This window comes from Actinomyces sp. oral taxon 175 str. F0384 (assembly GCF_000223355.1).
In the GTDB taxonomy this organism is placed as follows: Bacteria; Actinomycetota; Actinomycetes; order Actinomycetales; family Actinomycetaceae; genus Actinomyces; species Actinomyces oris.
Map to the genome: position 1 here is coordinate 1,075,059 of NZ_AFUR01000001.1, position 12,139 is coordinate 1,087,197.

A 12,139-nucleotide genomic window follows, 5' to 3' on the forward strand; every position below is an offset into this window, starting at 1 on the left:
AGGCGCGGCGCCCAGTGCGTCCTTGACGACGGTGACCGCACCCACCAGTTTCGGTAGGAAGGCCGAGTCGATCCCCAAGGATCAACCGGCGGCCGCCGGGGACTGATGCGGTGGGGCCTCAGCCCCGGCTGCCGTCTGGAGCCGATGGCGCGGTCCGCACTGGAACCGGTTGTTGCGGCGTTGTTGTCGTGGACTCCGTTCTGACGGCCAGAAGAGTCATGGCGAGTACGAGTGCCGCGACCAGCGTCACCGAGGCGATCGCCACGGCCGCCCACGCCGGCCGCCGATACTGGTTCGAGCCGCGCAGGTACGCGACGCCTATGACGAGGGCGACGAAGGACAGCGGTACTCCAATGAAGGGAAGCGGGATCAGTAGCACCGCGCCCGCAGCCGCAGCAGTCAGGGCGCTGACAACCAGAGAGCGGCCGAGGCCGGCCTCGGCCTTCAACCGCTGGTCCACGGCGGTTCTCCTCTCACTCGTCTCCTCGGCTCGTGTCGGTAGTCCGCTGCCCGTGATGGAACCCGGCCCTGCCGAGCGCCAGGGAAAGGCCTGAATCTTTCAGACGAGGCCTTCAGAGACTCTTCTGCGATCGCGACCGCTCCCACCAGGCACTTCTGCATGTGCGACTTAGGACTGAGTCAGGTGGTGTACAGCCCGGGATCGTAAACTGAAGTTTGGGAGACTCCCTCGCTCAGGAGCACTGAGATGGTTGACGCACGCACCGCCCTCGCCCAGTCCGACACCCTTCGCCTCATCTGGCCCCAGTGGCAGGGGGCGGGAGAGACCTCGGTGCGCAGCCTGCTGCCCGAGCTGCCCTACGGGGAGGCGCGGCGCGTCTACGCACTGGGAACCCGGGTGCTCACGGCGCTCCTGCCCGAGCACGCCGGTCCCACGGAGATCGTCCCCGTCAGCGATGAACCCACTGGCGAGGAGGTTCTCGTCACTAACGGCATGGAGTCGCGTGCCCAGATCCTGGCCGGGATTCGTGACGCCCGCGAGGCGATCGCTCGGCACGACGCTCCCAGGATCCTCACCCTGGGCGGGGACTGCGCTGTTTCCGTCGTCCCCTTCACCGAGCTCGCCGCCCGTTACGGAGACGACCTGGCCGTCGTCTGGATCGACTCCCACCCCGACATCGGCACCTCGCACTCCCAGTACCCCGGCTACCACGCCATGGCGGTCTCCCACATCATCGGTACTGGTGACGTCGAGGTGATGGAGGAGCTGGCGGCCTTCGTCTCCCCGAGCCGACTGGCCCTGGCGGGCCTGCACTCCTGGACCGAGGACGACTACCCCAACATCGCCACGTGGGGGCTGCATGCCTTCGGCCCGGCCGACCTACACGACTCGACGGAGCCCCTGCTGAGGTGGCTGGAGGCCACCGGCTGCAGCCGCGTAGCAGTCCATCTGGATGTCGACACCGTGGACGCCGATGAGGTCCGGCTGGGACTGGGCTACGATCGCGGCGGCCTGAGCATGACTCAGACCAACCGCGTGATCAGGGATCTGGGGCGGGCGGCCGACGTCGTCGGCCTGACGATCGCCGAGTACGTGCCCCGGCAGGTTGTCGCCCTCACCCATCTCCTGGAGGGGCTGCCGCTTCTCTGAGTGATCGGGGCGGACCGGGCGAGCTTCGCCCGCCGGGGCGACCGGCGTCAGTCGGTGACGACCTTGGCCCCGGTGGTCTTCTTGGCGGCGTCGAGGGTTCCCAGTTCGGTGACTCCGGAGAAGCCGGCGTTGCGCATGACGGCGCTGGCCATCTTGGGCTGGTCGGCGGAGCCGTAGAGCTGGTACTGGGAGCTGCGGTCCAGGCCCGAGATCTGGCTGGAGAAATCACCCGAGGAGAAGTCGTAGTTAACGGCCCCCTCCAGGTGCCCCTTCTTGAACTCCTCTGCCGAACGCAGGTCGATGATGACGGGACCGGCGGCCTTCGCGCCCGCTGAGGCGGTGTTGGTTGGGGAGGAGGCGCTGGAGCCTGTAGATCCGGAGCATCCGGAAAGCGCGAGCGCGCCGCAGAGGACGAGCAGGGCGGAGGCGGTCATGACGCGGAGGGAGCGTTTCACAGACAGTTCCTTGAGGGGAGTGCGGCTTCATTAAGCCTGGATGCGGGGCACGATGCTTCGATCAGGGCGAGGCTTCTGGGGAGGGAGACTCGGGGTGGGGACAGGATCAGAACCTCAGGAACGAGGATATGCGGCATCCGGTAGAAAAAGACTGTGATACTCAGTGAATCGCAGTGACGACCTCAGTGAAAAAGTCCACGCTGGCCGGGCTGTCGGCCGGGTTATCGGCCGAGCTGGCCGACCGACGGCGTCAGCTGCCGGCGGTCAGGCTCGAGGTCTCGTCCTGGAACAGCAGGGCGACCTCCTTGAGCTTGTCTGCGTGCTTGCGGGCGTGGTGGCCGCAGAAGAAGAGCTCGCCGGTCAGCATGACGACTCGGACGTAGGCCTGTGCGTCGCAGACATCGCAGCGGTCGGCTGTGGTCAGCGGGCGCTCGGCGGAGTCGGCGGCAGGAGCGGTCTGCTCGTCCAGGGTGGTCACCGCCTGGGTGGCGGTTGAGGTTCCGGTTGTGCTCATGGACTGCATTGCATCATGACGCAGACGCCTTCACCCGTCAGAGGCGGCCGTTTCCGCCTGAGGCGCACGCGCTTTCGCCCACGGCGCACCGGCGTCATGGTGCACATCACCACGGAGCCGACCGATCGGGTGAATGCTGGAGGGTGGCCGCGGTGAGCTGTCACATTGCAGGACTCGGGAGGGAGCAGTCGGGATGTCGGTGGTGCAGGAGTTCCGCGACCGTGAGATCGCGCGCCTGGAGCGCTCGGGCTGGGCGACCAACACGGCCCTTCGTCAGCGGCTGGAGGCCGTAGGGCTGCGGCCGCCCGCCGAGGTCGTCGCCGAGTGCCTGGACGAGGGCGCAGGAGACGGAGGCGGTGCCGGTGCCCGCTGGGCGCGGGCCGAGCACGCAGTGGCCCGCTTAAGGGAGCACTTCGCCCCATTCCGCTTCTCCAACGACGTCGACTACGGGCTCCTGGCGATCCCGGCCAGCAACCGACTCGACACCCGCGGGGCCATGGACCTGAATATCCGCCGCGGTCAGCAGCCCGATCTGGTCGAGGACTTCGTCGACCCGGCCCTGGGGGAGGGGGTCGACCTCGCCGGGTCCACCGGTCCTGCTGGGAGCACGCTGGCCAAGGACGGCTGGATGGTGGTCGCCGGCGTCGTCGGCCAGTACGGGATCTCGGCGGGAAGCCATGAGGACATCACCGCCGCCGCGGAGCTCTTCGAGGTCGACGGCGTCGACACCCGCACCCTCATGACCCGTCAGATCTGGGGAGCCCGCCTCCTGCAGTGCCCGCCCGGACTCGTCCCCGACTCCGACTACGCCGGGCGATGGACCTTCACGCTCTTGCCCGCCGAGGGGCTGGTGGACGGGCGGGCCGTCTCCGGCACCGTGCTCAAGAGGCGGGTACGTTTCCGCCTGGGCAAGGCCGACCGCGGGATCGGCAGCGCGCGGGTGAGTCCAGCCCTCCCGCTGACATAGGGGCCCAGCGGCCTCGGGCGTGGCTGCATGACGCAAGACGCCACACGCGCACCGCGGCGGGGCACAAGGCGCCGGTGGCACTGATCGGCTAGATTCCCAGCGTGCCCTCATCTGAGAACAAGACCAGCCGGGGCGACTACTCCGCCCGCCACCTCTCCGTCCTGGAGGGGCTCGAGGCCGTGCGCAAGCGCCCGGGAATGTACATCGGCTCCACCGACCAGCGCGGTCTCATGCACTGCGTGTGGGAGATCGTCGACAACGCCGTCGACGAGGCCCTCGAGGGGCACGGCGATGACATCTCGGTGACCGTCCACGACGACGGTTCCATCGAGGTGCGTGACAACGGGCGCGGAGTGCCCGTGGACATCGAGCCCTCCTCCGGCCTGACCGGCGTCGAGCTCGTCTACACCAAGCTGCACGCCGGTGGGAAGTTCGGCGGTGGCTCCTACGGCGCCGCCGGCGGCCTGCACGGCGTGGGGGCGTCCGTCGTCAACGCCCTGGCCGAGCGCATGGACGTCGAGGTCGACCGCGGCGGCAAGACCTACGCCATGAGCTTCCACCGCGGCGAGCCCGGCATCTTCGACGACTCCGCCGGGCGCGGCCCCTCCTCACCCTTCACCGGGTTCACGAAGGCCTCCGAGCTGCGCGTCATCGGCAAGGTGCGCCGCGGCGTGACCGGAACCCGGGTCCGCTACTGGGCCGACCCCCAGATCTTCCCCAAACCCACCGAGTACGACGCCGCCGCTCTGCGCGCCCGCCTGCGCCAGACCAGCTTCCTCGTTCCGGGCCTCACCCTGCGCCTGGAGGACAAGCGCCCCGAGGCCGAGGCCATCGCGGCCTCCACCACGCCGGCTGCCGACGCCGGCGAGACCGACGACGCCGTCCACGAGGTCACCCTGCGGGCGGCTGCCAAGAACGCCACCGAGAACCGTGGCGACCTGTTCGACACCGGTGATGACGACGGCGTCGAGGTCTTCCAGGCCCTGGGCGGCACTGCCGACTTCGTCGACTTCCTGGCCTCCGACGGCTCGGTCACCGACACCTTCCGTCTCACCGGTGAGGGCACCTACACCGAGACCGTCCAGCAGCTCGACCGCGCCAGCGGGCACCTGCGCCCCGTGGAGGTCGAGCGCACCTGCATGGTCGACGTCGCCCTGCGCTGGGGGATCGGCTACGACACCACGGAACGCTCCTTCGTCAACATCATCGCCACCCCCATGGGCGGCACCCACCTGACCGGATTCGAGCAGGCCCTCACCAAGGTGCTGCGCAAGCGCATCGAGGCCGACTCCCGGGCCCTGAAGCTCACCGCCAAGGATGGCCGCGTCGAGAAGGACGACATCATGGCGGGCCTGACCGCCGTCATCACCGTGCGCGTCCCCGAGCCCCAGTTCGAGGGCCAGACCAAGGAGGTCCTGGGCACCGGGCCCGTGCGCCAGATCGTCTCCAAGGTGGTCGAGCGCGAGCTCACCGCCCTGCTGACCTCCTCCAAACGGGACCTCAAGACCCAGGCGCGCGCCCTGGAGGAGAAGATCGTCGGCGAGATGCGCGCCCGCGTCTCGGCGCGCCTGCACAAGGAGATCACCCGCCGCAAGACCGCCCTGGAGACCTCCTCCCTGCCGGCCAAGCTCGCCGACTGCCGCAGCGACGACGTCGCCGCCTCCGAGCTGTTCATCGTCGAGGGTGACTCCGCCCTGGGGACCGCCAAGAACGCCCGCGACTCCGAGTTCCAGGCGCTCCTGCCGATTCGCGGCAAGATCCTCAACGTGCAGAAGGCCTCCCAGGCTGACATGCTGCGCAACGTCGAGTGCTCGGCCATCATCCAGGTGGTCGGCGCCGGCAGCGGACGCACCTTCGACCTGGAGGCCGCTCGTTACGGCAAGGTCATCCTCATGACCGACGCCGACGTCGACGGCGCCCACATCCGTACCCTCCTGCTGACCCTCTTCTTCCGCTACATGCGCCCCATGATCGAGGCGGGCCGGGTCTTCGCCGCCGTCCCGCCCCTGCACCGCATCGAGGTCTCCGGCTCGGGGCGGCGCAAGAAGGAGATCATCTACACCTACTCCGACGAGGAGCTCGTCACCACCCTGCGCCGCCTGGAGCGCGCGGGCCGCAGCTTCAAGGAGCCGCAGCGCTACAAGGGCCTGGGGGAGATGGACGCCCACCAGCTCGCTGAGACCACCATGGAGCCTCAGCACCGTACCCTGCGGCGCATCACCCTGGGGGACGAGGCCCAGATCATGGAGGCCGAGTCCGTCTTCGAGCTCCTCATGGGCTCCTCGGTCGAGCCCCGCCGCGACTTCATCGTCGAAGGCGCCCGTGATGTGGATCGCGAGCGCATTGACGCCTGACTCCCGCGTCAGGTCTCGGCCGCTCCTTCAGGTAAGGTCGGTAACCTTCGTGTCACGGCCCGCCGAAGGTCGAGGCGCGTCGTTCACTGACTGATCGTCATTCTTCGTCCTCATGAGGGAGGTGTGCTGATGACACCCGGTTACGGCATCCGCCGGGCGGGATCCTCACCCTGGCCCATCCTGCGCCCCGGGCCCCGCTCGTCCCTGTCACGGGAGCTGACCTGGCGGCCGTTGGGCCCGGAGGACAACCACGAGCTGGCCGCGCTCATCGCCCGGGCCGAGGACGTCGACAACCCGCCCTACCGCACCAGCGAGCAGGAGACGGCTGAGTACTTCCTCGACCCCACCTACTCCGGGGTCGCCGGGCGCGACACCGACGGCGTCATGCGCGCCTTCGGCCTGGTGCGCCTGCGCCCGGCCGGGGAGATCTACGCCTCCATGACCGGCACCGTGGACCCGGCAGTGCGCAACCGCGGCATCGGACGCGCTCTGCTGCACTGGCAGGCTGAGCGGGCCCGCCACCTCGTGGGCGCCGAGCGGGCCGGCTCCGTGCCGCGCAAGGGCGCGGCCCAGATCCCCGCCCACGTGGTCACCACCGTCATGGCGGACGACGAGCGCATGCAGGGGCACCTGGCGGACATGGGTTTTGAGCCGATGCGCTGGTACCGGGAGGTGCGCCGATTCCTCGGCGACGAGATCCCCGAGGTGGACCTGGACGGCTTCATCACCATCGACCCGTGGACCCCCGAGATCGACGACGACGTCCGGCGCGCCTACAACCAGGCCATGGCCGAGACCTGGGAGACGGAGAACGTCACCCCCGAGGACTGGACCGCCGGCAGCGCCTACTTCGCCCCCCAGTGGAGCTTCGTGGCCATGGATCGCTCGGGGGACCGGGCCCGTGTCGCCGGGTACCTGCGCTCGGGCCGCTACGAGCAGGACTGGCAGGCCCTGGGCTGGCGGGAGGGCTACACCGACGTGCTCGGGGTCCTCAGCGACTACCGCCACCGCCAGATCGGGCCCGCGCTGCTGGTGGCCGCCATGCGCGCCTACGCCGCCGACGGCATGGAGTACGCCGCCGCCGGCGTCGACACCGACAACCCCAGCGGCGCCGTGGACCTGTATGAGTCCCTGGGCTACGTGCCCACCCGCGGCACCATCCTCTACGCCCTCGACGTCTGAGCGGGGCGTTCGTCCCCCGGGCGGTTCACCCGTGCAGGTGGGCCACGGCTCCGGCCACCACGGTGGCCACTGGGCGAACGCCCGCCAGCTCCTCGGCCCCCAAGCGCAGGGGGTCCTCGGCCAGGAGCACCAGGTCGGCCTGAGAACCCACCGCCACCGAGCCGGCCCCGTTGACACTGGCCGCCAGCGCCTCCTCGGCCGTCAGGCGCTGATTCGGCGACCACACCGACCCATCCGGCGTCCGACGCCCCACGGCCGCCGACATGGCCAGCCACGGGTCCAGGGGCGCCACCGGCGCATCCGATCCCAGCTGGAGCAGGGCTCCGGCGGCCACCATGTCTGCGAAGGCGTAGGTGCGCCCCTCCAGCCCCGGCCACACCCGCCCCACGGCCGCCCAGTCGTCAATGAGGTGGGCCGGCTGAACCGACAGCTCGATGCCGCAGCCCACCAGGCGCCTGAGCGCCCCGTCAGGCTCGTCGAGAGCGTCGGCCGGCAGCAGCTGGGCGTGCTCCAGGCGCCCGGCGGCACCCGAGAGCGCGAAGGCAGCAGCGACGTCGTCGACCGCCGCATCCCCGATGGCATGGATGGCCATCTCATAACCCTGCCGGGAGGCGTGGGCCATGAGGTCGGTGAGCTCGGCGCGGTCGATGTTGACCACGCCGTGGGGGTGGTCAACCCCCAGCTCGGCCGGATAGGGCTCGCACATGTGCGCGCTGCCCGAGCCCATCGAGCCGTCAGCGATCACCTTGAGCGGCCCCTGCACCAGCACCGGAGAGCCGTCGGGCAAGCGGGGTGAACCCGCCAGCCCGGTCCCGGTGCGCAGGCCCCGGGCGATCCACCGCTCCAGCTTGTCGCGGTAGACCCCGATGCGGATACGGGGCAGCACCTGGGGAAGAACGCCCTGGTCCGTCATGGCCCGCAGGCGCCGCGGCCAGTCATCGGGATCCTCCGACCAGCTCATGTCCACCACACCGGTGACGCCCCGGGACAGCATGCCAGCCAGGACCTGCCGGTAGCCGGACTCCCGCAGCTCTCGCGTCCCGGGCACCTCATCGAGGCGGTCCAGCAGGGCGAACCACGGATCCTCCTTCATCGGTGCTCCCGGGTCCTGGGCGCTGGCCCCCGGCAGGCCGAAGACACGCAGCGCCGCCGAGTTCAGCCACCCGGAGTGCACGTCCCCGGAGATGAGCAGCGTGGGAACCTCCCCGGTGACGGCGTCGAGCTCGGCCACCGTGGGCACCCGGGGCCAGTTGGACAGGCGGTGCCCGAAGCCCTGGATCGTGGCCGGAGGCGAACCGGCCGGATGATCCCGCAGCGCCCGGGCCACCAGCTCCAGGGCCTCCTCGGCGCTGCGGGTGGCCAGCGTGTCGATGCGTGCCGAGCGCGCCGCCTCCATGTCCAGGTGGGCGTGAGCGTCCCACAGGCCGGGAATGAGGAAGGAGCCCTCGGCATCAAGGACCCGTGTCCCGGGAGCACTCAACCCCTGTCCCACCTCGACGACCCGGCCCGCCTTGATACGCACATCCACGGGCTCACCCGGGGGCGGCGGCGCGGCCAAGGCGCCGGGGTGAGGGTCACCTCGGCGCAGCGCACCCAGTTCGGTGCGGGACCGGAAAGGGACGATGCGCGTGTCCTTGATAAGCAGGTCTGCGGAGGGTTGATCGGCCATGCGCCACTGTAGACACAGCCGCCATACTCGTGGGCGGCTCCCCGAGACGCTGCTGAGACCGGCCCCGTCAGCCGATTCCGATGATGGGGGCCGGTAGCGGTGAGCCGGAGCCGTCACGCCGCTCATCGGGCTCCGGCAGCGCGACCGGCTTGCCGCCCTCGCGCAGTGCCCGCGGCGGGGCCACCCCCACCCAGGCCACGACCAGCTCGTCCTCACCGCGCAGGAACCGGTGCGAACGGACCCCGCCCGTGGCCCGTCCCTTCGCCGGGTAGCGATCCAAGGGGGTGACTTTGACACTGCCCCCGCCGGTGCCCGGGAGTGAGCCCTCGGAGCCCGCCACCGTCACCACGACGGCCTCAGCCAGGAGGTCCTCAGGAACCGCCGCTCCGGCGATGACTCGGGCGCCCTCATGAAGCGAGATCCCCGCCATGCCGCCGGCGCCCCGGCCCTGCGGGCGCACCTTGGCGGCCTGGAACCGCAGCAGCTGGGCGTCGGAAGTCACCAGTGCCAGGAAGTCCGTGTCCGCCGCGGTGCCGGCGAAGACCACCCGGTCGCCCTCGGACAGGGAGATGACCTCCCAGCTCTCGGCGTTCCTGGGCTCGTCACCGGGCTTGACCCGCTTGATGACGCCCTCAGCCGTGGCCAGGACGATCGGCGGGTTGTCGGCCGACCCCACCGGGACCAGCCCCACCACCTTCTCCTCCGGCTCGATGTCCACCAGCTGGCGAACCTGAGTCGCACCGGCCAGCCCCGGGGCCCCCTCGGAGCGGGGCACCTCCGTGGTGGAGACGACGTCGAGCAGCACCAGCCGCCCGGTGTCAGTGACCGCGCCGATGCGCCCACGCGCCGTGGTGGCCACCTGGGAGGTCAGGGCGTCGTGGGGCTGGCGCCCACTGGTGCGGGCCACCGGCTCGGCGCCGGCAGTGCGCGCCACCAGTCCGGTGGCCGACAGCAGCACCCGGCACGGGTCGTCGGGGACGGTCAGCGGCACCGGGGAGGCGCTGGGCATGAGCGTCATCGGCTGAGCGGCGCTACCGGCCCGTTTCGCACCCCGCCCCGAGGCGGAGGCGTCGTCCGCGGTCGCGGCACCGGCGGCCGACGACGTCACGCGCTCACCGGAGGCCTCCAGCAGCACCGTGCGCCGCGGGGTGCCGAACTGCTCGGCCACGGCCGCCAGCTCACGGGAGACCACGCGCCGCAGCAGCACGTCGTCGGCCAGGATCGCCTCGAGGGCCTCGATCTCGCGGGCCAGCTCATCGCGCTCCTTCTCCAGCTCGATAACCGAGAACTTCGTGAGCCGGCGCAGCTGGAGCTCAAGGATGTAGCCGGCCTGCGGCTCGGTGAGGTCGAAGACCTGCATGAGCCGGGTTCGCGCCGTGGCGGCGTCGTCGGAGGAGCGGATGACGGCGATGACCTCATCGATGTCGAGGATGGCGATGAGCAGGCCGTCCACCAGGTGGGCGCGCTCGCGACGCTTGCCCAGACGGAACCGGGTGCGCCGCGTGACCACCGTGAGGCGGTGGCGCACGAACACCTCCAGCAGCTCGCGCAGCCCCAGGGTGTGGGGCTGCCCGTCCACGAGGGAGACGTTGTTGATACCGAAGGAGTCCTCCAGCGGCGTGTGCTTGTAGAGCTGGGCCAGGACCGCCTCGGGGTTGTAGCCGTTCTTGACGCTGATGACCAGGCGGGTGCCGTGCTTGCGGTCGGTGAGGTCGGCGACGTCGGTGATGCCCTGGAGCTTCTTGGAGCCCACCGCCTCCTTGATGCGGGCGATGACCTTCTCCGGCCCCACCATGTAGGGCAGCTCGGTGACCACGATGCCCTTGCGGCGCGGGGAGACGGACTCCACGTGAGCGGTGGCCCGCGTGAGGAACTTGCCGCGCCCCGTGCGGTAGGCCTCCCGGATTCCGTCCAGGCCCACGATCATGCCGCCGGCGGGCAGGTCCGGCCCCGGCACGAAGGCCATGAGCTCCTCCAGGCTCGCCTCCGGGTGAGTCAGCAGGTGCCGGGCGGCGGCCACCACCTCCACGAGGTTGTGCGGCGGCATGTTCGTGGCCATACCCACCGCGATACCGGCCGCGCCGTTGACCAGCAGGTTCGGGAAGGCCGCCGGCAGCACCTCGGGCTCGGTGAGCGTGTAGTCGTAGTTGGGGGAGAAGTCGACCGTGTCCTCATCCAGGTCCGCCGTCAGCGCCAGGGCCGAGGCGGCCAGGCGCGCCTCGGTGTAGCGGGGGGCCGCCGGGCCGTCGTCCAGGGAGCCGAAGTTGCCGTGTCCGTCGATGAGCGGCAGGCGCATCGTGAAGGGCTGGGCCAGGCGCACCAGCGCCTCATAGATCGCGGTGTCCCCGTGGGGGTGGAGCCGTCCCATGACATCGCCCACGACGCGGGAGGACTTCACGTGCGGACGATCCGGGCGCAGCCCCATCCGATCCATCTGGAACAGGATGCGGCGCTGAACCGGCTTGAGCCCGTCGCGGGCGTCAGGCAGGGCGCGCGCGTAGATGACGGAGTAGGCGTACTCCAGGAAGCTGGTGCGCATCTCCGTGGACAGGTCGAGATCGACGATCTCCCCGTCGGTCGGGGGAGGAGTCCGGGTGGTGGCAGACTTCGGCATGGGCGCATTCTCCGAGGAATCGGGCCGAAAACAAACCACGACACCCGGGCGTGACAGGTCAGACGCGCTAGCCGGCAGCGATCGGCCCGCCTCGAGCAAGGGCACATCGGTGCTCGACGGCGTGGGGGCGGACGATGGCACAATGGCGACCATGACGACCCACTCAGGCCGCAGCTCGGCCACCGGTCCCGCCTCGCACGAGGCGTCCCAGGAGGCCTTCGCAGACCTGGTGCAGCAGGTGGAGCTCGCCGGCTACTACCCCGAGCTGGTGCTCGACACCCTCCGCCTGGCCACGGGTGAGGAGGAGATCCTCTCCGGCATGGTCCAGTCCGAGACCACCTTCGCCGAGGCGGTCCACCGCCACCTGACCGTCCTGGCCCTGACCCCCAGCCGTCTCATCATCGTCCACGTTGACGACACCCCTCGCGACGACGGCAGTCCCGGCGCCCTGGCCACCAGCGAGGCCGTCCCACTCAGCCGTATCCGCTCCATGGCCCTGACCCGCGGCGTGGCCGACCCTGCCCGGGGTGGCGGAACCCTCACCGAGATGACGATCGCGGTCTCCTGGGGCTCGGTGCGCCGTATCGACATGGAGCCGGCCACCTGCGGCGACCCCGACTGCCAGGCCGACCACGGCATGACCGGTGTGTCCGTGCCCGACGACGTCGTCATCCGCGTGGCCGCGGGCGTGGAGGGCGCCGCCGCCCTGGCCCGCGCCGAGACCTTCGCCGGCCGGCTCTCACAGATGGCGGCCCGCGCCGCTGCCCTGTGACGG

General features: G+C 70.5%; 10 protein-coding genes. 5 read left to right on the plus strand and 5 right to left on the minus strand.

Annotated elements, in window-relative coordinates; translation table 11 throughout:
- Positions 1–118: 118 nt before the first annotated feature.
- Complete coding sequence (locus HMPREF9058_RS04495) at positions 119–460, minus strand: hypothetical protein (protein WP_009405473.1); 342 nt, start codon at positions 458–460, stop codon at positions 119–121.
- Positions 461–706: 246 nt separating this feature from the next.
- On the opposite strand from HMPREF9058_RS04495, the gene HMPREF9058_RS04500 reads away from it, so the two are divergent.
- Complete coding sequence (locus HMPREF9058_RS04500; protein WP_009406020.1) at positions 707–1,609, plus strand: arginase family protein; 903 nt, start codon at positions 707–709, stop codon at positions 1,607–1,609.
- A 47-nt stretch (positions 1,610–1,656) separates the two neighbouring features.
- Here the strand turns inward: HMPREF9058_RS04500 and HMPREF9058_RS04505 are convergent, their stop codons facing one another.
- Positions 1,657–2,064, minus strand: a complete 408-nt coding sequence (locus tag HMPREF9058_RS04505; protein WP_009747493.1) for a rhodanese-like domain-containing protein — start codon at positions 2,062–2,064, stop codon at positions 1,657–1,659.
- Positions 2,065–2,314: 250 nt separating this feature from the next.
- Positions 2,315–2,587 carry a hypothetical protein gene (locus HMPREF9058_RS04510; RefSeq protein ID WP_009405737.1) on the minus strand — a complete coding sequence of 91 codons (273 nt, stop codon included), beginning with the start codon at positions 2,585–2,587 and terminating at the stop codon, positions 2,315–2,317.
- Positions 2,588–2,771: 184 nt separating this feature from the next.
- On the opposite strand from HMPREF9058_RS04510, the gene HMPREF9058_RS04515 reads away from it, so the two are divergent.
- The 3 genes from HMPREF9058_RS04515 (at position 2,772) to HMPREF9058_RS04525 (ending at position 7,081) form a co-directional block, all read left to right on the plus strand.
- Positions 2,772–3,545 (plus strand): hypothetical protein, encoded by a 774-nt coding sequence (locus tag HMPREF9058_RS04515; protein WP_009405420.1) that lies wholly within the window; start codon positions 2,772–2,774, stop codon positions 3,543–3,545.
- Positions 3,546–3,646: 101 nt separating this feature from the next.
- Positions 3,647–5,899 (plus strand): type IIA DNA topoisomerase subunit B, encoded by a 2,253-nt coding sequence (locus HMPREF9058_RS04520; protein WP_009406343.1) that lies wholly within the window; start codon positions 3,647–3,649, stop codon positions 5,897–5,899.
- Between the two features lie 129 nt (positions 5,900–6,028).
- Complete coding sequence (locus HMPREF9058_RS04525; RefSeq protein ID WP_009406134.1) at positions 6,029–7,081, plus strand: GNAT family N-acetyltransferase; 1,053 nt, start codon at positions 6,029–6,031, stop codon at positions 7,079–7,081.
- Between the two features lie 25 nt (positions 7,082–7,106).
- Here the strand turns inward: HMPREF9058_RS04525 and HMPREF9058_RS04530 are convergent, their stop codons facing one another.
- Positions 7,107–8,750, minus strand: coding sequence for an amidohydrolase (locus HMPREF9058_RS04530; protein ID WP_175284669.1), 1,644 nt, complete (start codon positions 8,748–8,750; stop codon positions 7,107–7,109).
- A 67-nt stretch (positions 8,751–8,817) separates the two neighbouring features.
- Positions 8,818–11,364 carry a DNA topoisomerase (ATP-hydrolyzing) subunit A gene (locus tag HMPREF9058_RS04535; RefSeq protein ID WP_009406433.1) on the minus strand — a complete coding sequence of 849 codons (2,547 nt, stop codon included), beginning with the start codon at positions 11,362–11,364 and terminating at the stop codon, positions 8,818–8,820.
- A gap of 151 nt (positions 11,365–11,515) precedes the next feature.
- Here HMPREF9058_RS04535 and HMPREF9058_RS04540 point away from each other — a divergent pair, with 151 nt between their 5' ends.
- Positions 11,516–12,136, plus strand: a complete 621-nt coding sequence (locus HMPREF9058_RS04540) for a DUF5998 family protein (protein ID WP_175284670.1) — start codon at positions 11,516–11,518, stop codon at positions 12,134–12,136.
- Positions 12,137–12,139 lie beyond the last annotated feature (3 nt).

What these genes read in the sequence shown, in the direction of transcription:
- HMPREF9058_RS04500 (WP_009406020.1), top strand. Translation starts at nt 707, where the DNA reads ATGGTTGACGCACGCACCGCCCTCGCCCAGTCCGACACCCTTCGCCTC.
- HMPREF9058_RS04510 (WP_009405737.1), bottom strand. Translation starts at nt 2,587, where the DNA reads ATGCAGTCCATGAGCACAACCGGAACCTCAACCGCCACCCAGGCGGTG.
- HMPREF9058_RS04515 (WP_009405420.1), top strand. Translation starts at nt 2,772, where the DNA reads ATGTCGGTGGTGCAGGAGTTCCGCGACCGTGAGATCGCGCGCCTGGAG.
- HMPREF9058_RS04525 (WP_009406134.1), top strand. Translation starts at nt 6,029, where the DNA reads ATGACACCCGGTTACGGCATCCGCCGGGCGGGATCCTCACCCTGGCCC.
- HMPREF9058_RS04530 (WP_175284669.1), bottom strand. Translation starts at nt 8,750, where the DNA reads ATGGCCGATCAACCCTCCGCAGACCTGCTTATCAAGGACACGCGCATC.
- HMPREF9058_RS04535 (WP_009406433.1), bottom strand. Translation starts at nt 11,364, where the DNA reads ATGCCGAAGTCTGCCACCACCCGGACTCCTCCCCCGACCGACGGGGAG.
- HMPREF9058_RS04540 (WP_175284670.1), top strand. Translation starts at nt 11,516, where the DNA reads ATGACGACCCACTCAGGCCGCAGCTCGGCCACCGGTCCCGCCTCGCAC.